Source organism: Streptomyces sp. NPDC031111 (assembly GCF_055570675.1).
In genome coordinates, this window is sequence record NZ_JBVIGS010000005.1 from 107,600 (window position 1) to 124,272 (window position 16,673).

At 68.9% G+C, this 16,673-nt stretch carries 18 protein-coding genes and 4 pseudogenes; 8 read left to right on the forward strand and 14 right to left on the reverse strand.

Annotation, left to right across the window (positions count from 1 at the left end):
• Positions 1-7: 7 nt before the first annotated feature.
• Together ACZ470_RS13315 and ACZ470_RS13320 are read right to left on the reverse strand one after the other, a co-directional pair.
• A complete protein-coding gene (locus ACZ470_RS13315) occupies positions 8-721 on the reverse strand; it encodes a Crp/Fnr family transcriptional regulator (protein ID WP_468426988.1) in 714 nt (237 codons plus the stop codon).
• Between the two features lie 453 nt (positions 722-1,174).
• Positions 1,175-1,327, reverse strand: a pseudogene (locus ACZ470_RS13320) (IS1380 family transposase); the annotation flags it as partial.
• A 333-nt stretch (positions 1,328-1,660) separates the two neighbouring features.
• On the opposite strand from ACZ470_RS13320, the gene ACZ470_RS13325 reads away from it, so the two are divergent.
• A complete protein-coding gene (locus ACZ470_RS13325) occupies positions 1,661-2,290 on the forward strand; it encodes a hypothetical protein (protein ID WP_468426989.1) in 630 nt (209 codons plus the stop codon).
• Between the two features lie 79 nt (positions 2,291-2,369).
• Complete coding sequence (locus tag ACZ470_RS13330; RefSeq protein WP_468427203.1) at positions 2,370-2,813, forward strand: hypothetical protein; 444 nt, start codon at positions 2,370-2,372, stop codon at positions 2,811-2,813.
• A 54-nt stretch (positions 2,814-2,867) separates the two neighbouring features.
• On the opposite strand, the gene ACZ470_RS13335 is transcribed toward ACZ470_RS13330, so the two are convergent.
• The 5 genes from ACZ470_RS13335 to ACZ470_RS13355 all read right to left on the reverse strand — a co-directional run bounded on the left by ACZ470_RS13335 (position 2,868) and on the right by ACZ470_RS13355 (position 6,498).
• Positions 2,868-3,614, reverse strand: a complete 747-nt coding sequence (locus tag ACZ470_RS13335; RefSeq protein ID WP_468426990.1) for a dienelactone hydrolase family protein — start codon at positions 3,612-3,614, stop codon at positions 2,868-2,870.
• Between the two features lie 351 nt (positions 3,615-3,965).
• Positions 3,966-4,439 (reverse strand): hypothetical protein, encoded by a 474-nt coding sequence (locus ACZ470_RS13340; RefSeq protein WP_468426991.1) that lies wholly within the window; start codon positions 4,437-4,439, stop codon positions 3,966-3,968.
• 182 nt (positions 4,440-4,621) lie between these two features.
• Positions 4,622-5,089 carry a nuclear transport factor 2 family protein gene (locus ACZ470_RS13345; protein WP_468426992.1) on the reverse strand — a complete coding sequence of 156 codons (468 nt, stop codon included), beginning with the start codon at positions 5,087-5,089 and terminating at the stop codon, positions 4,622-4,624.
• A gap of 20 nt (positions 5,090-5,109) precedes the next feature.
• Positions 5,110-6,060: a pyridoxamine 5'-phosphate oxidase family protein gene (locus ACZ470_RS13350; protein WP_468426993.1), complete on the reverse strand. Its 951-nt coding sequence runs from the start codon at positions 6,058-6,060 to the stop codon at positions 5,110-5,112.
• A gap of 135 nt (positions 6,061-6,195) precedes the next feature.
• Complete coding sequence (locus ACZ470_RS13355; protein ID WP_468426994.1) at positions 6,196-6,498, reverse strand: carboxymuconolactone decarboxylase family protein; 303 nt, start codon at positions 6,496-6,498, stop codon at positions 6,196-6,198.
• A gap of 212 nt (positions 6,499-6,710) precedes the next feature.
• On the opposite strand from ACZ470_RS13355, the gene ACZ470_RS13360 reads away from it, so the two are divergent.
• Both ACZ470_RS13360 and ACZ470_RS13365 read left to right on the forward strand, forming a co-directional pair.
• Complete coding sequence (locus ACZ470_RS13360; protein ID WP_468426995.1) at positions 6,711-7,331, forward strand: CGNR zinc finger domain-containing protein; 621 nt, start codon at positions 6,711-6,713, stop codon at positions 7,329-7,331.
• 135 nt (positions 7,332-7,466) lie between these two features.
• Positions 7,467-7,886: a hypothetical protein gene (locus ACZ470_RS13365; protein ID WP_468426996.1), complete on the forward strand. Its 420-nt coding sequence runs from the start codon at positions 7,467-7,469 to the stop codon at positions 7,884-7,886.
• 339 nt (positions 7,887-8,225) lie between these two features.
• Here ACZ470_RS13365 and ACZ470_RS13370 read toward each other — a convergent pair whose 3' ends face one another.
• The 3 genes and pseudogenes from ACZ470_RS13370 to ACZ470_RS13380 all read right to left on the reverse strand — a co-directional run.
• Positions 8,226-8,852 carry a nucleotidyltransferase family protein gene (locus ACZ470_RS13370; RefSeq protein WP_468426997.1) on the reverse strand — a complete coding sequence of 209 codons (627 nt, stop codon included), beginning with the start codon at positions 8,850-8,852 and terminating at the stop codon, positions 8,226-8,228.
• Positions 8,853-8,974: 122 nt separating this feature from the next.
• Positions 8,975-9,655 carry a hypothetical protein gene (locus tag ACZ470_RS13375; protein WP_468426998.1) on the reverse strand — a complete coding sequence of 227 codons (681 nt, stop codon included), beginning with the start codon at positions 9,653-9,655 and terminating at the stop codon, positions 8,975-8,977.
• Between the two features lie 164 nt (positions 9,656-9,819).
• Positions 9,820-10,129: pseudogene (locus ACZ470_RS13380) on the reverse strand (helix-turn-helix domain-containing protein); the annotation flags it as partial.
• Between the two features lie 72 nt (positions 10,130-10,201).
• Between ACZ470_RS13380 and ACZ470_RS13385 the strand changes: the two are divergent.
• Positions 10,202-10,399 (forward strand): annotated as a pseudogene (locus tag ACZ470_RS13385) (hypothetical protein); the annotation flags it as partial.
• Positions 10,392-10,700 (forward strand): hypothetical protein, encoded by a 309-nt coding sequence (locus ACZ470_RS13390; RefSeq protein ID WP_468426999.1) that lies wholly within the window; start codon positions 10,392-10,394, stop codon positions 10,698-10,700. The pseudogene ACZ470_RS13385 and the gene ACZ470_RS13390, both read left to right, overlap by 8 nt.
• Here the strand turns inward: ACZ470_RS13390 and ACZ470_RS13395 are convergent.
• Complete coding sequence (locus ACZ470_RS13395) at positions 10,682-11,209, reverse strand: peptidoglycan-binding domain-containing protein (protein ID WP_468427000.1); 528 nt, start codon at positions 11,207-11,209, stop codon at positions 10,682-10,684. The two genes, ACZ470_RS13390 and ACZ470_RS13395, sit on opposite strands and share 19 nt — an antisense overlap.
• Before the next feature lie 328 nt (positions 11,210-11,537).
• Positions 11,538-12,071: pseudogene (locus ACZ470_RS13400) on the reverse strand (MMPL family transporter); the annotation flags it as partial.
• A gap of 411 nt (positions 12,072-12,482) precedes the next feature.
• Here ACZ470_RS13400 and ACZ470_RS13405 point away from each other — a divergent pair.
• Complete coding sequence (locus ACZ470_RS13405; RefSeq protein WP_468427204.1) at positions 12,483-12,791, forward strand: ATP-binding protein; 309 nt, start codon at positions 12,483-12,485, stop codon at positions 12,789-12,791.
• A gap of 86 nt (positions 12,792-12,877) precedes the next feature.
• Here ACZ470_RS13405 and ACZ470_RS13410 read toward each other — a convergent pair whose 3' ends face one another.
• Both ACZ470_RS13410 and ACZ470_RS13415 read right to left on the reverse strand, forming a co-directional pair.
• On the reverse strand, positions 12,878-13,708 hold the full coding sequence (locus ACZ470_RS13410) for a tetratricopeptide repeat protein (protein ID WP_468427001.1): 831 nt from the start codon (positions 13,706-13,708) through the stop codon (positions 12,878-12,880).
• Positions 13,709-13,931: 223 nt separating this feature from the next.
• Positions 13,932-14,702 carry a calcium-binding protein gene (locus tag ACZ470_RS13415; protein WP_468427002.1) on the reverse strand — a complete coding sequence of 257 codons (771 nt, stop codon included), beginning with the start codon at positions 14,700-14,702 and terminating at the stop codon, positions 13,932-13,934.
• A gap of 902 nt (positions 14,703-15,604) precedes the next feature.
• Here ACZ470_RS13415 and ACZ470_RS13420 point away from each other — a divergent pair.
• The gene (locus tag ACZ470_RS13420) at positions 15,605-16,279 is read left to right on the forward strand and encodes a lytic polysaccharide monooxygenase auxiliary activity family 9 protein (protein WP_468427003.1); all 675 of its coding nucleotides are present in this window, start codon (positions 15,605-15,607) and stop codon (positions 16,277-16,279) included.
• Positions 16,280-16,673 lie beyond the last annotated feature (394 nt).

The window sequence follows — 16,673 nt, forward strand, 5'->3', positions numbered from 1 at the left end:
GTGCCGGTTACGGCCGGCCGGGCGCCAGGTCGGCAAGCAGCCTGAGGCGGGGAACGTCCCGCACGGTGGTGGCCCGGTAACCCGTCTCGACCAGGCCCTCCTCGCGCAGGTCGCGCAGCACCTTGTGGATGGTCGTCTCGGCGGCGCCGACCAGGGTGGCCAGCTCCGGCTGCGTCAGCCGGCAGCCGATCACCACACCGCCGCGTCCGGGCGAGCCGTATGCGACCGCCAGTTCCACCAGCAGCCGGGCCAGCCGCACTTTCGTCGGGTAGCCGCGGAAATCGAGCCGGCGCCGGTTCGCCCAGCGCAGCCGGTCGGCGACGAGACCCGTCAGGGCGATGGAGATCTGCGGGCGGCGCAACAGCAGTCCGTGCAGCGCGCCGCTCGACAGCACCTGGGCCGTCAGGGGGCCGCAGGCGGTGACGGTCGCGGAGCGGGGTGTGCCGGCCAGGGCGGCCATTTCGCCCACCGTGTCCCCGGCGGCCCGGACCGCGAGCAGGGAGCTCTCGCCATTCTCCACCGTCGCCGTGACCTTGGTGAGGCCGGACAACAGCAGCAGCGCGTGCTGATCCCGCATCCCCTCCCGGAGCAGCACGGCCCCGGCTTCAAAACGCGTCCGGGTGCCCAGGTTCAGCAGCTCCCTCCGTTCCGGCTCCGGCAGTGTCCCCAGCAGGCTGCGCGCCGGCCACCCCTCGGACTCGATCCGCTGACCCGACTCCACCAGCACTCACCCCTCGCCGAGCATCATCGAATAGCTCAACCTACCTACCACCATCCGTCGAACGAGTGTCCCGCTCCACACGACAGCTGCCGCTCGCCCGTCGTCCCACGCTTTCGCAGGGGCGGGCACCCACCCATTTCAATGTCATAGCAATGGCGGCAAGATCGCTTTCATCGATGCACAGCAAGGATTCGCCTGGCACCTTGCCGGCCGCGCTACGTCGACCAGGCCCTGGTGCCCCTCTACAACCTGCTTCTTCAGGCACCGCAGTGGCCCCGGCACCCGCGGCCGGGAGATCGTGACGCTCCTCGGCCACGTGCCGCAGGTCCTGGCGCAGGCGAAGCACAACCACATGCTGCGGCCCCCTACGGCCAGTACGCGCTGCGCCTGCTCGACACCGCAGACGAGGCGCTGGGTACGGCGGTCACGGCGGTCGAACCGTTCCGGCGTTGCCGGGCGCAGCCGGCCGGACAGTGCCTCGCCGGTGTTGGCGAGGAAGCACAGCAGCGGGTGGAACCCGAATCCGCCCTTGTAGGTGGGTGCGGCCTGCTCTTTCCCGGAGCGGCAGGCGACCAGCGTGGCGTCGAGGTCCAGGGCCAGACCGTGCAGCCGGCGTCCCGCGGCCCGGGCTGCCGGGATGTCCTTGCCGTGCTCGGCGGCCTGCGGCCAGCGGCTTCGAACTGCTGTCGTCCATGGCGTCGAACCGGGTCAGGGTGGTGTGCTGCCAGGCCGCCGTCCGCGCCGCGAGGCGCCGGAGTTTGACGGCGCGCCGGATCCGGTATGCGCCCCGGATGCCCGCCGCGGTGAAAGGCATCAGCAGCAGGGGCCGCCGGCGCAGCGCGTCACACTTCCGGCGGCGGATCAGCACGGCCAGGTCCGCGGTGACGCGCTCCCAGTCGCCGAGGGGCTGCTGCAACGTGGAGGAGGAAGGGTCGATGCATGGCTCGCATCACGTTGGAAAGGCTCACGATGGAGAAGGAGGGGGACCTTCGCATGTCCGATGGCCCAGGCGGCGAGATCTGGCCGTCCGTCTATGAGATCAAGGTCGACACACAACCGGACGGCTCACATCGGTTAGTCGTTCAGCCTTCAACCATTACTTATGGGCTGCATCCCATCATGGCTACCCAACTTCAGGAGTCCGGAGCAGAAATTGAACGTTCCGGAGGGCCACGCTATGTGCCTCCTGCGCAGCACCCCACCGGGACCTGGGTCGCCGAGTGGGTCGTGGCGATGGTTCCGGGCGGGCTGCCGGGGTTGATCGCAGTCCTGACGGCCTTCCTCTATCGCAACCGGGGTAAGCGGCTCGTCATTCGGCACGGGGAGCGGGAGATCGAGATAGAAGGCGTCTCAGACAAGCAGGCCCGCAAGCTCCTTACCGATTTCTTCCCCGAGACTCGGCCCAGCCCTGCGGGGGCCGGCACCATCCGCGACACCGTAGAACCTGGCGCCCCTCGAGACACCGGGGAGGCCGGCACTGCCCCCGGCCCAGGCGCGGAATCGCCGCCGAACGAAAACCTGGACCAGACTGACCCTGTTCCATCCGATACCGAAGAGGGACAGGAGTGAGCAGCGCACGCCCCCCTGACCGGCCGATGCGAAGATCCGATGCACCGCCGTGCTTGTCGTCGTCGACCAGCTGGCCTCCATGAGGGCTCTGCCATCGGCGGTCGCCCGCGACACAGGTTGCCAGGTCGCCCACCTGCCGGGCTGCAACTGGGCCGTGGCGTTCGAACTGGACCATCGAAGCCGATTGGTCATCAACACCGACGTGACGCTGGCCCTGCACCGTGAACCGGACGGAGCCTGGCTGTGCCTGCGTTCGGTCACCGCGGCCAGTCCGCACGGATCGGGACTGGCCACGGGCCCGCTGTACGACCGGGCAGGAGGCTGCGGCCGGTGCTGCAGACCCTGCTCGTCAATGACCATTGACGGCGCGCGGATACCGCCGGCCCTCCGAAGGAGTCAGGGCCGGCGGCCGGAGGGAGCACCGCCGACGCATGCGCCACCCGCTGCCCCACCCACTCAGGCCCGAGGATCGAGAGCCTGTGGACGCAGAGAGCTGTGGAGGGCCGTTACCTGTCTTCGATAAGCGGCAGGCCGGCCGACATCAGCTGGCGTCTGCTGCCGGTCCGACGGCCCGGCCTCACCTCAGGTGTCGGGTGAAGAACTGGTCCGCTGCGTCTCCCGCGAACTGCGGGACACCAGTGTGTCCGCCCATGTTGGCGTGCAGCGTCTTCTCCTTGGAGCCGAAGGCGTCGAACAGGTCCAAGGCCGCCTGCCGGTCGTTGCCCTCGTCGTCCCATTGCAGCAGGACGTGCAGCGGAATGGTGACCAGTCGGGCTTCCTCGAAGATGGCGCGGGGGATGAAGCTCCCGGCGAACAGAACAGCGGCCGAGATGCGCGGCTCGACCACCGCCAGCCGGATGCCGATGGAGATCACGCCCCCCGAGTACCCGACCGGACCGCCGAGTTCAGGCAGCTGCAGGAGGGCGTCCAGCGCGGCCTGCCATTCCGGGACCGCCTTGTCGACCAGCGGGAGGGTGAGGGCGTCGACGATCTCGTCGCTGACCGGCTCGCCTGCTTCCATCGCCCGGCGAAGGTCGGCGCGGGCCTGCTCGGCGGTGGGCCACCGGGGTCGGTCACCGCTTCCGGGGAGCTCGATGGTGGCCGTGGCGAAGCCATCCGCCGCGGCATGCTTGGCCCGTGCCACCAGTCGGGGGTACATCTTGCGCAGCCCGAGCGGGGGGTGGCCGAGCAGGATCAGCGGTGCCGGTGCGGATGCGGATGCGGATGCCGACGCGGGTGTCCACAGGATGCCGGGTATCTCATTGAGGGTGAATTCGCGTTCGAGGGCGCCGTCGTCGAGGCGCTGCTCGGAAGTGAAATGCATGGTCGTGCCTTTCGGGAGTGCACTGGAACGGCGCTCCCGGACGACCTGCCTATCGCCCGACCGTGGCCCCGGAGGGGAGCACCCATGTCGATGCTGCGTTCACGGGTACCACCTCCTCGATCTTTCGCACGGCCTCCGGAAACGTAGCAGTGGTCGCCCTCGTCCGCCAACGGGTTTTGTGGAGTCTCCGTGGTGCCGCCGCAGAGCCGCTCGGGAAGTGGGGCGGTGTGTGTTGACGTCGAGACGTGTCGCCCGATCGATCTCCTGCCACACCGCGAGGCGGACACGCTGCAGGGGAGTTCGAAGCTTGAGCCCGAAGATCAATCATTCCGCGAAGCGTGAGGCTTCGCGTCACTGATCGTCGAGGGATGCCTGCCGGGCAAGGAACTCCCCGAACGCAGCCTTCTGCTGCGGATCCATGAAGCCTTGGCGGACATTGCGGGCCTTCTCCTGGAGCCAGTGCGCCTCGTCGGGGTCCAGTAGCTCGGCGACCACCACGCCTTTGCGAGCAACCGCCGTACGCCCTCCTACGCGACGAAGAAAAAGCGTGAACGCACCGAATTCCGCTGGGTGGGCCAGTTCCGGCTCCTCCGCCACAGCCCGGTTCTCTTCCCCCGGGACACTCGTCGGGTAGGCGCTGGGGGCCCAATGCTCCCAGAGCGCCAGTGTGGCCGCGGGCACCAGCACCGCGCGTTCCGCCTCTTCACGCCCCTCCCGCATGAACGTGACGGTGACGGGCTCGCCGACCGCCTCGGCCAACCCGAGCACCCTCTCCATCTCGTCGTTGATCGGGTAACCCACCACTACATCGATCTGAATGCCCATGGTGCGTGAGGCTACTGGCCGCTGCCGACATGCCAGCCGCCCAAAGCATGGCGCACCGGGTGGACCGTCGTGTCGAGGCCGTTGCCCAGTTCTTGGCCGCGGTCGGTGCGGGCCTCGGTGGTCGGTGCGGTGCTCGTGATGACTGTCGACGATCCACTCGGCCCGCCCGGCCGTGCGGTGGTTCAGGCCAGGGGAAGGCTGTGTCCGGGGTGGCGCTCGGATTCGGGGCGGGGGCCGAAGTAGCGGCGGTCGGCCTCCTTGATGGGCACGTCGTTGATACTGGCCTCGCGGCGGCGCATCAAGCCGTTGTCGGCGAACTCCCACAGTTCATTGCCGTAGGAGCGGAACCACTGGTCTTCGGTGTTGTGCCACTCGTACTGGAATCGGACGGCAATGCGGTTCTCGCGGAAGTCCCACAGGCTCTTGCGTAGGGCGTAGTCGAGTTCGCGCTCCCACTTGGCGGTGAGGAACTCGACGATCTCGTCGCGGCCGGTGAGGAACACGTCCCGGTTACGCCAGACGGAGTCCTCGGTGTAAGCGAGGGCGACCTGGTGCGGGTCGCGTGTGTTCCAGGCGTCTTCGGCGGCTTGGACCTTGGCCTGGGCGCTGTCGAGGTCGAACGGCGGAAAGGGCGGGCGCGCTTCGGTCATGGGGAGAGCTGTCCCTTCACTCACGGTGCGGATGGCTGGTCGGTCAGCGGCGGGTTGTCGGGGGCGGCGGTGACGGTGCCGGCTTGCAGCGGCAGCAGCCGGCCGGCCACCAGCCGCTGGGGGTTGAAGTGGACGCGTCGGCGGGTGCGGTCGTCGTCGCCGGGGGTGTCAGGCCGGGTCCATTCCAGGGCGGCCCGGCCGGACAGGTGCAGGGTGCGACCGGTGGTGAAGTCGCAGAAGAGCAGGGCGGCCGCGGGGTCGGTCTCCAGGTTGCCGAGTGTGTTGAACATGTTGTTGCCCCGGTAGTCGGGCCACCACAGGCCTCCCGCCTCGACGCGGACGAACCCGGGGGGCCCACCGCGGTGCGAGGCGTCGCTGCCATGGGAGGGATGGGTTGTGCCGATCAGGAAGGTGTCGGACCGGCGGATCAGATCGACGTCGTCCTGCGTGAGGGTGATGCCGTGCCGCACCGGCTCCGCGCCGTAGGGCATGACGGGTGCGGGTTCGAGGTGGCGGCGCTGGATGTACTGCGGGCAGTTGCCGTACGCCTGCTCCACGTCGATGCGCAGCCCGCCGCTCCCGGTGCGGGACAGAGTGCCGTTGATCCGCAGGCGCCGGCGGGCGGCGAACTCGATCACGATCAGCCCCACCGGCTGATCCGTCGGTAGTTGGTGAAGCGGGTCGCCCTCGGCGGGCAGCGTCTGCACATCGAGGGCCGCCGGCGCGGTGACGCGGAGAAACCCGGGCGGGCCGGTGAGCGGGGAGATCCACAGCGCGCCGGCCGCGTCGCGGGCGGTGATCGCCGCGTAGGTTCTCTCCGCCAGGAACCGCGTCACGCCGCCGCTCAGCCGGGCGGGGGCCAGCATGCCGGAGAGCCGGGCTGCCTCCCTGGCCACGCCCGCATGACGCTGCACGGCCAGCTCACCCTCGTGGAACCCCGCGGTGGTGGTGTGTGCCGGGTCGGTCATCATTTTGTTCCTCCCAGATGCTGCCGTGGGCGCCGAAAGGCGGGCGAGTGGGTGGCCGTCGGCCCCGTCCTGGGCGGCAAGTGGGGATGGGCCGGCGGGGCGGGCGCGAGTCGTGCCGCAATGCGGGGTGACCACGGGTCAGTCGTTGTCGACCTTGGCGAGGATGTTGAAGTGGTTGGTCAGGACGTTCGGGGCCAGGTGGCCGACAACCTCGCCGATCTCAACGTCGGTGGCGCCGAGGTCACACGCGGCCTGCACAGCGTCGTCGTCGACCTGGCCGTGGCCGCGGGCGATGGCGTCGGGCAGAGGCAGCAGTGCCTGGGTGTGGGTGTCGGAGGCCTTGGCGTCCCGGGCCGCCTCCAGCTCGTCGGCGTCGATCCCGGCGGGGCTGTTGGCCATCACCTTGGTCATGTTCGGCGTCAGGCCGAGGGTCTTGTGCACGTCGGCAAGCAGCTCGCCGGCCTTGCCGGTGGGCGGTGGCGGTGGCGGGCTCGACGGGAGCGAAACCAGTCATGACAGGAGCACTCCTTCATCCCGCTGATTCTGACGCTTGTATGCGCTTCCAACCATTAGATGAACCATGACACGCACCCGCCCTCATGTCAACGGATGGAAGTGATGACAACCGTTAGAACTGCGCTAGCATCGATGGCATGACCACGAACGCCCCGCTGCTGGACGAGCCGCTCCCAGTGGAGCTGATGAACACCGTCTGGGCCGACCGGGACGGCGTGCACGACGCGCTGCGCGATCCGGACGGCACGAGGTCCTGGCTGCACGCGGTCTCCCCCCGCGTCGACTTGATGACGCCGGACGACCTCGACGCCCTCACCACCGCCGACCTCGACCGCCTCGGCGACCGGCTGATCAAGCTGCGCGACGCTCTGCGCCGGCTCGCCGCCGAGGCCGTCCAGGATCCGCGCCCCACAGCCGTGTCCAGCACCCGCGATCTGCAGGCAGCCGTCACCGTGCTCAACCAGGCCGCCGGCGACACACCTCACTGGTCGGCGCTGTCCTGGACGCCCGGCCAGGCACCCTCACGCCACACCCGCACCAGCGGCCAGGCGGCATCCGCCGCCGCCTCCCTCATCGCTGAAGAATCCATCGAACTCTTCAGCCAGGACACCCGCCGCCGGCTGCGCGCCTGCCTGGCCCCGGGATGCGTCCTGTACTTCCTCAAGGACCACCCTCGCAGGGAATGGTGCTCCGCAGCCTGCGGCAACCGAGCCCGCTCCGCCCGCCACTACCAGCGCCACCGGCGCACCGACAGCTGACGGGCCCCACCCTGCCAGGACACACGTCCCCCACTCCGGACACAGAACGTCCCCCGCGCCAACCGGGACACCCAGCCGCCGGATGAAGCAGGGACGATCCCGCCAGCAATTGACCCATGACGCCGAGGAGCCCCTGTGATCACGCAAGGAGTACAGGTCACAGGCCGGTGCAGTGACTGCGGAGGCACGACGACCTGCGATGTCGGTCAGTTCTTCGACCGCGGCATGCTCCGCTGGGGCACCGAAGGACGCTGCGCGGACTGCCTGAATCGGTGGTGCTGGCAAGACAGCGGCCCCGTCACGCCCGAGAACATTCGACAGGCTCTGTTGCAAGCGCACGGGCCCGCGCGGCTTCACCTCTCCGGAGACATGCCGAACCTCGCTCCTGTGCTGCAGGCCCTCCGCAATGCGCGGGAACTAACCCTGGGCGAAGCACGAGCACAGGCCGCGGAGCTCGCCGAGAGGGGTCTCATCGGCACGCTCGTCGAGATGGAGATCCTGGCGATTCACCTTCGGAGACGAGCCATCGTGGTGAGTGTTGAACCAGCGGCGTAAGCCCATCCGGAAAGCACCTGCCTCGGCGCCGTCCCGGTCGAGCTCTCCCCACACCCGTTGCTGAACTGGCCTTCCTACGGGTCGCGTTCCCGCGGCAGACGGACTCTCCCTGGCTGTTCCCCGGAGACCAGCCCGGCCGACCGATCAGTGCCTGGGCCATGGGCGAACGGCTCCGCAAACTCGTCATCCGCCTCGCCGAGACCCGCTGAACCGCGCTCTGCCGACTCGCCACCGAACTGCCCGCTGCAGTCCTCGCCCTCACCCTCGGCATCGACATCACCGTCGCCGTCCAGTGGCAGCGAGCCGCTGCCGGAGACTGGGCCGCTTACGCCACCGAGGTCAGCCGTCGGCCGAGATCCTCGTGATGCCGGTGGACGGCCAGTCCAACACGGTCAGCTCGGGCCATTGCTCCTGCCACCGTGCCGCCTTGGTCTCATAGACCGACCGCGGGGCCAGTACCGGGTTCGGGCGGACGACGAGGTTGAACACGTCCGACAGCCCATGCGGCGCATACACACGCCACCCGCCGCCCGTCTCCACACGTACTCCCAGACAGCACGTCGTCGCGGCGAAACTATCGATCGCCGCCTCGGTGGACTCATACGGCGGGCACGCCACCCCGAACTTGTCCTCATACCAGAGGTGGACGCGCGCTTCGTTCCGGATCTCAACTTCTGCAGGCAGGTCGGCAAATACCTCCCGACCGGCCCTAATCACCGTGTCCTCCGCCTCCCAGGACAGATCGCCGCCGTCGAAGTAGAAGACGTCATAGTCCTTGATACCGCTGGTCGGTGGCCTGCCCGTGACCACGTTCCACACGGTCTGGAACAGGCATCCTGCCGTCACATACCACTCAGGCAGATCCAACGTCGCAGTCCGCGTCAGCACCTCCGTCAGCACGTCGTTGCGGGACAGCACCGCGCGCAGGGACTCAAGTTGCTGGTCGATAGGGAGTCGGCTGATCACCGACCCTGCCTACCACAACACGTCGGGAGCAGGCCCGATGTGTAGCTCAAGGCCCGTCGGGCACAGGGGTATTCGGACAGTTTCAATACCCGACTCCACCATTGAAACCAGCCCGAGCACGCTCACCAAGGCCTACAAGGACGCCGAGGACTTCGCTCGCAACGTGTGCACCATCGAGGTCCTCGTCGATCGAGGGCAGTCGAATCGGGAGCGGCAGCAGGCGGGACTGATGGGCCCTGGATCTCCAGGACGACCGCCGTTCCAGCAACAGTCCGATCCTCGTGCATGGTGATCACTTGACCGGGCTGAAGCTGCTGCCACTTCGACGGGGAGAGCGGGGCGAGACGCACCGTGGCCTGCCCTCCGGGCGCCATGAAGGGCGTGAACTCCACCCAAAGGGCGGCTATGTAGAGGTCAGGTTCGCCTGTCGAGGTTTTCCCTCCGATGTTCCACATCGGTCGTAGGACGCCGGCTCCGGAGAAGGGTGCCTGCCGACGGGCCTCGTGGGCTGGTCTGAGGGTGAGGTCGGCTCGGATGATGCCGTTGCGGGTTTCGAAACAGCGCCAGTGGCACCAGGCCGCGCTCCTGTCGAGTCGCATCTGCTCGGCGGCGGTGGCGAGGGTCTGCCAGAAGGTGAGCGGAAGCGGGGGGACAGCACCAAGCTCCTCCAACAGGCCGAGAGCGACTTCCCACTCATCGTCAGCGAGGTAATCCCAGACGTCGTTCACCGTGAGGTCGTTCTCGGTGGCGACGGCTTCGGGCACCAGCAGTGAGGCAGCTTCCAGAAGCTGAGGAACGTCCATGCTTCGATTCTGGACGATGCTTTCTGTCCCGTGAGCTGCCCATCCTTGAGCCGCATGCTCTCGCTGAAGCAGGACAGCAGGACGCGGAACCGCCAGCCGCCCGTCAAGGCCGCAGGCTGCGAGTCAGGTAGCGGCAGATCTGAGCCGGCCTTCGCCGGTTTGCTCGCATCCTTCGCGAATCGCCCGCGCGGCTCCAGGGCCCGCTTCGGCCCGTGATGGTGAATCACGCGGTCTGGCGGCCGATTTCGACACCCCGAACACTGGGGCCAACTGGTGCAACGTGTGATTCGTCCGCCAACACGCAGCCACCAGCGGCACCCGGTCCTCCAGTGGCAGCTTCCACGGTCGGCCACGGCCTGGGGTGCCCGCAGGCTACCGGCGCAACTGCCCCACCAACTGGCCGAATGCGCGCGGGCTCACCCCGGTGAACAGGGCTATCCAGGAGGGCTCCGACACCGTGATCACATCAACCACGTCAAGATCATTCCGCTACCGGTCGACCACAGCCTGCCCGCACCATGGAGGTCTGGCGACCCCGCCCGGACTGGGAGACCGGAGACCCTGTCCGCAGGCCAGCAGGCCGTCAACCGCTCGCACGCGAAGATCCGCGCACTCATCGAGCAAGCCATGGCCACGCTCCAGACCTGGCGGCTCCTGCGCAAGCTGCGATGCTCTACCACCCGCATCACCAGCCTGGTATTGAACTTTTCATACGGCTCGCTGGGAAGCCTGAGCAATGGGTGACGCGACAAGCCGGCGACAGGGCATGGCCTGCTCCGTGACACTGCCGTTCGGCCGGATGCCGGGCGGTACGCGGCACGAACTCGCCGAGCACCTGCCCCAAGCCCTGCTGCAAAACTCCGCCGCCGTGGACCGGATGGCGCGCGACCGGAACGACGCCACCACCCCGGCCCGCGTCATCGGCGAGGCCGCCACCACCATCGAGCCCACGAGGCCGCCCAGGGCGTCCGCAGTCGCTGACGCCGGGCAGCCACAACCGAGGGACGAGGCGGCCGGACGGCGTCGTCAGGAGCAGGTGCGGTAGTCGTACCCGGCCTGCCGCCAGTCCTGGTTCTTGTCCTTGAAGAGGTACTTTCCCTGGGTGTTGCGCTCGAAGGTGACGGTGTGGTCGTTGCCCGTGTAGTAGAGAACCAGCGTTTCCCCCCGCGCCGTACTGCCGGACTTCTTGCGCAGGTGTGTACCCGCCTTGGCGAGGGTCGCCTTTCCGACCTCGCCGTCCACGCTCAGGCCCCAGCGGGCCTGGAGTGACCGGGTCGCCCGGTAGGTGGCGTCGCCGAAGTATCCGGTGACCTGGCTGTTCGCGAACTTCCGATCGGCGGCGTCGACGCTGGGCCGGTAAATGGCTCCTTCGGCCCACAGGATCCTCTGCCACAGACAGGCGGCGTTGGACGAGGTGTGACTGGTCCTGCTCAGGACGCCCTCGTCGTCGAAGTCGTCCGAGAACTTGTCGTACCCGCGCACCCAGCCGTCGGATGCCTTCGCCGAGGCGGGCGAGGCCGCCAGTCCGAGCGTGACCGCAATGGCGGTGCCCATGACCGCTGCGACCGTCCGGGCACGCTTCCCGTGAAAGTTCATGTGGTTCCCCCATGTCGTGGTGCGCTTGCCATGCCTACGGTCACACGGGAGGGACGCCGGAGGGCACTGGAAAGTCATAGGGGTACGGGAAGGGCTGCCTCAAAGGGCGGGCCACCAGCCACCAACGCCTGGAAGTGACTGGTGGCGGCACTCTGCGCGCCGGCACCGGGCACGCCCTGACTCCTCTCCCGCTGGTGCGGCTCGCTTGGGCTCCGGGCCGCGCCGACGTGGCTCGGGTGCGGATGTGACGTCGGCGCGGCACGGTGCTCGGATTTTCAGGACCGCGCTATTGGTCGTGCCTGTCGTGCAGGGCGGGGACGGGCTGCGGCGTCTGGTGGGGCAGGGTCCGCGGGGTGGTGGCGTGGCGCATGAGCTGTTCGCCCTCCACGTCGACGTTGGGCAGGACGCGATGGAGGAAGCGCGGGAGCCACCATGCCTTGTGGCCCAGCAGGGTCATCACGGCCGGTACGAGGGTCATGCGGACGGCGAAGGCGTCCATGAGGACGCCGACGGCCATGGCCAGGCCCATGCCCTTGATGACCTGCATCTCGGCGAGGACGAAGCCGCCGAAGACGGCGATCATGATGAGTGCGGCGGCGGTGACGACCTTGGAGCTGTGGCCGAAGCCTCGGACGACCGACTCGGTGGGGGGCGTGCCGTGGGTGTACTCCTCGCGCATGCGGGAGACCAGGAAGACCTCGTAGTCCATGGCGAGGCCGAACAGGATGCCCACGAGCAGCATGGGCAGGAAGCTCAGGACGGGCCCGGTGTCCGCGATGCCGAGGGGCCCGGACAGCCAGCCCCACTGGAAGACCGCCACGAGGACGCCCAGGGAGGCGCCGAGGGAGAGCAGGTTGGGTGCCTGTTTGCCGCTCGATGCTGTCGCGCGCGCTGCGGATTTCGGACAGGACGGTGGCGGTGGCCTGCGTGTCGGGGCCGGAGGAGGGGGTGACCTGGAGCAGGACGGCGTCGCCCGAGTCGGATGCGATGGGTGGGGAGACGGAGACGACGCCGGGCAGGTCCGTGATCCGGTCGGCTGCCTGCTGTGCGGCCGCGGTCGTGGCCTTCTCGTCGGAACCCTGCGCCAGGACGACCAGGGGGCCGCTGTGGCCGGGGCCGAAGCTGTCGTCGATCAGTTTCTGGGCGCGACCGGCGGAGCTGTGACGTCACCGCCCTCGGCGACGAGGCGCAAGTGCGCGGCCTGCTCGCCAACCTCCTGAGCAACGTCCGCATGCACACCCCTCCCACCGCACCCTGCACCGTAGTACTCCGCACCCGCGAGAGCCAGATCGTCCTCACCGTCCAGGACAAGGGACCCGGCATCCCCGACCACGCCGTCGGCCTTGTCTTCGATCGCTTCTACCGCGCCGACCGAGGCCGCAGCCGCGCTCACGGTGGCACCGGCCTCGGCCTGGCCATCGCCGCCGCCATCGCCGAACACCACCACGCCCGCATCGATCTCGACAGTCGGCCGGACCATGGAACACGCGTCAGCGTCGCCTTCCCGCAGCCTGAAGCCGATCACAGCTCCGCAGCCTGACCCCGCCCACAGAAGGGCTCCTGGCCGGCACCCTTCCGGTTCGAGCACGAGCGGCGGAACGAGCCGGCGGTGACGGGAAGTGCCGGTTACGGTCGAGTGCCGTCGATGCGCTCGAGCAGCGTTCGGGCTTCGACGGTGCGGCGGTGGTCCGGGCCGAAGGAGGCCAGGCAGGCATCGTGAGCGGCCGCAGCCCGGCGACGGGCCTCGGGAGCGCGGCGCAGCCCCAACAGGGCAGTGGCGAAGGCCAGTTCGACGGCGCCTTTATCTGGATGGCGCTGGTATTCGGGCAAAGCGCGGTACAGCTTTTCGGCGCTCTGCGCCTCGGTCAGGGCGTCTTCGTGGCGGGCTTGGCCGTTGAGGCTGCGAGCCAGGCCGAGTCGCAGGACGAGGGACGCCCGGTCACGTGCGCGATGGGCGGCCAGGGCCTCGCGGGCGAGTGCCTCGGCCTCCTGGTGGCGCCCCTGCGCATTGAGCGCGAAGACCAGGCCATTGCGTGCGGCCGCGGCCAAGCGTGCCATTTCCGGGCCGGTACCGCGGCCCGCTGCCTCGGCGACGGCCGCACATTCTGCCTCGCACTCGGCGTGCTGACCGGACAAGACCATCTGCTGGGCGCGGTCCGAGCGCAGCTTCAGGGTCAGCCAGTGATCGGCACCGAATACCCGCCTGAAGGCGGCCAGCGCTTCGTCGTAGGCGGCGAGTGCCTCGGCGTGGCGACCTTGGGCGCCCGTCGCGATCGCGGCGATGTTCAGCGCCACGGCCGCGTATTCGTCGTCGCGTGGCCGCGAGCGGGCCACGGCGCGGGCTTCGGCCTCCGCCTCGGCGTAACGCCCGGCTTCGTACAGGGCTTTGGCCTCAGCGACGGGCGTTCCCGTCATGCGTTCGGCGTCGCTTCGGCCGCGCGACCGGAAGAATCTCATGACCGGAGCATACGGATGCCGCGCAGGCTGCTCGGCCGTGAGGCCGAGCAGCCTGGAGACTCGCGCCCGCGCCGACCGACAGGTTCGACGGTCCGGTTCCGCCGGGTCACCTCGCGGCGTTCGCGGTTGACGCGGCTCGGGTGGCTCGTCGCCGACGGCGGTGGCTCGGCGCCCGCGACGCTGTTCGCGCCGCGGGTCAGGGCCTTCGGGCAGGGAGGCGCACTTACGGGAGGACGATGTTGCGGCCGGGTCCGCCTTCGAGGGTGTCCTTCCCGGTGCCACCGCAGACGAGGTCGTCGCCGCCTTCGCCGTCCAGTGTGTCGTTGCCGGGGCCGCCGAGAATGATGTCGCGGCCGTCCCCGCCCATGGCGTGGTCGTCGCCGGGACCGGCGTGCACGGTGTCGTCACCGCCGTAACCCTCGATCATGTCATCGCCCCGGCCGCCCCAGATCTGCTGGTTGCCGCTGTCACCCATCAGGTGGTCCATGCCGTCGCCGCCGTGCAGGGCGGCGGGTCCCATGACCATGTCGTTCCCCGCGTCGCCCAGCACCGTGCGTGCGGTGTGGGCGTGCAGTTCGTCGTCGCCGGGGCCGCCGCTGACGGTGCCGATCCCGGGGGCGAAGGCGGCGATCGTGTCGTTGCCGTCACCGAGGAAGACGTCGATCCTGTCGGGGCGGGGGCTGTCGGTGGGCAGTTCGCAGACGACGGAGGTGGTGTCCTCGGCTCTGGAGTACGCACAGTGGTCGCCCGGTTCGAGCGGGACCACGTCGCTGAAGCCGATCCGCCGGATCCCGTCGCTGGTGTACATCGAGAATATGTTGAGGTTGTTGGTCTGCCCTGCGGCGGCGGTTAAGACGATCGACTGAGTTGCCCAGTCGGCTCCGACGCGGGCCTTCGCCTCGGTGGCATTGGCGGCGGCTGCCGGGCCGACGGCGAGACCGGCGGTGAACAGGGTCACGGCGACCGCGCTGACGGTGGCTCGATTTCGGTTCATGAGACCTCATCTCGGGTGGAGTGACGGTGGGCCGACCTGCTGGGCGTGGTGCTGCCGGGGATCGGACGGGGCCCGGTCGTGAACGCAGTATTCCCTGCTGGTCCGGATCTGCAAGACCGCGAATTGACGCAGCGTCATGGGAGGCCGACGTCCCTCCGGATGGGATGGATGGGCTCTTTGGCCAGGCATGTTCACCGGTGTCGCAGTGACCGGGCTTGTCAGCTCAATTCCAGCTCAGTGTGGGGGCGTTGGTTGCCGGATGAGCGGAAGGGCAGCTGCCCGGGGTGCGGGTGGAGGGCCTTCACCCTCAGGCGGGGAGTGCCCCGCTGCGGGTGCGCGGGGCGGCATCGGCGGTGGTCAAGGAGGCCCGTGGCGCGAGGGGGGCGCAGCCGTGCCGCACTGGCACGAAGCGGCGACCGTGGAGTTGCTCGCGGTGGACCACCGACGGATCGTCGAGCTGGTGCCGCTACGTCGGTGGGGGCGGAGGGCGCGACGGGGAACCATCATCGGTGGGGAACCGGCGACGGCCGAGCCGCAGCCCACGCCGCCCGCTCACCGCGGGGCAGCCCTGTCCTCGCCACGACATCCATGCGCCAGTGCCGTCGGTTCAGATCCGAGGAGTACGCACGTTCCCGCTGTGTGCCATCGGCAGCGTTCCCCGCCCGATACGCCAGACAGCCACAGCCCCTACCAGGCAACTTGCCCGGCGAGGCCCACTCGGGTGTGCGGAGGCGCACCATCGGGACCTGGGATCTCGCCCTGACTCCCGGCTCACGGCAGATTCCCTGCTCGCCGCCCGCCCCTGTAATCAACTTTGTTTGTTTCATTGACATTTCACTCAGCAGCCGTACCGTTGGGAGCGCTCCCATGACAGCCCTGCAACTGGAAGGAGTTCCCCCCACATGCGCAAAACGAGTCCATTAACCGGGCGTTCGCGGACGTTCCTCCGCCGGCCTCTCCAGGCCGTCGTCATGCTGTTCGCCGTGGTTGTCGGTGCACTGACCTGGTCGACCCCCGCCCAGGCTCACGGCACCGTCGTCGGCCCCGCCACCCGTGCGTACCAGTGCTGGAAGACGTGGGGCAGCAACCACACGAACCCGGCCATGCAGACCCAGGACCCCATGTGTTGGCAGGCCTTCCAGGCCAACGCCGACACCATGTGGAACTGGATGAGCGCGCTCCGCGACGGCCTCGGTGGCCAGTTCCAGGCGAAGACCCCCGACGGGACGCTCTGCAGCAACAACCTGTCGAGGAACGCCAGCCTGAACAAGCCCGGGGCGTGGAAGACCACCACCGTCGGCAACAACTTCTCGGTCCAGCTGTACGACCAGGCGTCCCACGGTGCCGACTACTTCAAGGTCTACGTGAGCAAGCAGGGTTTCGACCCCAAGACCCAGACCCTGGGCTGGGGCAACCTCGACTTCATCACGCAGACCGGCCGCTTCGCCCCGGCGCAGAACATCACGTTCCCCGTCCAGACCTCCGGCTACACCGGACACCACATCGTGTTCGTGATCTGGCAGGCCTCGCACCTCGACCAGGCCTACATGTGGTGCAGCGACGTGAACTTCGGCTGAGCCGGGGAGTGTCGCACGCGGCACCGGCCTCTGCCGGGCGCCGGTAACCCGCCGCCCGGCCGACCGAGCTCCGTCGGGGCAAGGGACCCATTGGGTCACCCTGCCCCGACGGGGCTTCCTGCGCTCCTGGGGTCCGTTCTCAAGGGGCATTGAGCGGTGGATCACGGTGGGGTGATACGGCGTCATGAAATCACCGACCGTGAGTGGGACTTGCCCCCTCCGGTGATACCGGGGGGCCGTCACCCGGGCCGCCTCCGGCCGGAGCCCCTGGCGGAGCGCCGGCCCTCTGCCGGCTGCGACGAGATCGCCGCCGGGTAACCGCCTCGTAGCTCGCGTTGCGGGACATGGTGCCGGGTGGTCGAATCGAATCGTCCAGCACAATCGAATGCTGCCG

Excerpts from the sequence above, each read along its gene's own strand:
- ACZ470_RS13325 (WP_468426989.1), top strand. The coding sequence starts at position 1,661 with ATGGCTCGCATCACGTTGGAAAGGCTCACGATGGAGAAGGAGGGGGAC.
- ACZ470_RS13330 (WP_468427203.1), top strand. The coding sequence starts at position 2,370 with ATGAGGGCTCTGCCATCGGCGGTCGCCCGCGACACAGGTTGCCAGGTC.
- ACZ470_RS13335 (WP_468426990.1), bottom strand. The coding sequence starts at position 3,614 with ATGCATTTCACTTCCGAGCAGCGCCTCGACGACGGCGCCCTCGAACGC.
- ACZ470_RS13340 (WP_468426991.1), bottom strand. The coding sequence starts at position 4,439 with ATGGGCATTCAGATCGATGTAGTGGTGGGTTACCCGATCAACGACGAG.
- ACZ470_RS13345 (WP_468426992.1), bottom strand. The coding sequence starts at position 5,089 with ATGACCGAAGCGCGCCCGCCCTTTCCGCCGTTCGACCTCGACAGCGCC.
- ACZ470_RS13350 (WP_468426993.1), bottom strand. The coding sequence starts at position 6,060 with ATGATGACCGACCCGGCACACACCACCACCGCGGGGTTCCACGAGGGT.
- ACZ470_RS13360 (WP_468426995.1), top strand. The coding sequence starts at position 6,711 with ATGACCACGAACGCCCCGCTGCTGGACGAGCCGCTCCCAGTGGAGCTG.
- ACZ470_RS13375 (WP_468426998.1), bottom strand. The coding sequence starts at position 9,655 with ATGGACGTTCCTCAGCTTCTGGAAGCTGCCTCACTGCTGGTGCCCGAA.
- ACZ470_RS13390 (WP_468426999.1), top strand. The coding sequence starts at position 10,392 with ATGGGTGACGCGACAAGCCGGCGACAGGGCATGGCCTGCTCCGTGACA.
- ACZ470_RS13395 (WP_468427000.1), bottom strand. The coding sequence starts at position 11,209 with ATGGGCACCGCCATTGCGGTCACGCTCGGACTGGCGGCCTCGCCCGCC.
- ACZ470_RS13405 (WP_468427204.1), top strand. The coding sequence starts at position 12,483 with ATGCACACCCCTCCCACCGCACCCTGCACCGTAGTACTCCGCACCCGC.
- ACZ470_RS13410 (WP_468427001.1), bottom strand. The coding sequence starts at position 13,708 with ATGAGATTCTTCCGGTCGCGCGGCCGAAGCGACGCCGAACGCATGACG.
- ACZ470_RS13415 (WP_468427002.1), bottom strand. The coding sequence starts at position 14,702 with ATGAACCGAAATCGAGCCACCGTCAGCGCGGTCGCCGTGACCCTGTTC.
- ACZ470_RS13420 (WP_468427003.1), top strand. The coding sequence starts at position 15,605 with ATGCGCAAAACGAGTCCATTAACCGGGCGTTCGCGGACGTTCCTCCGC.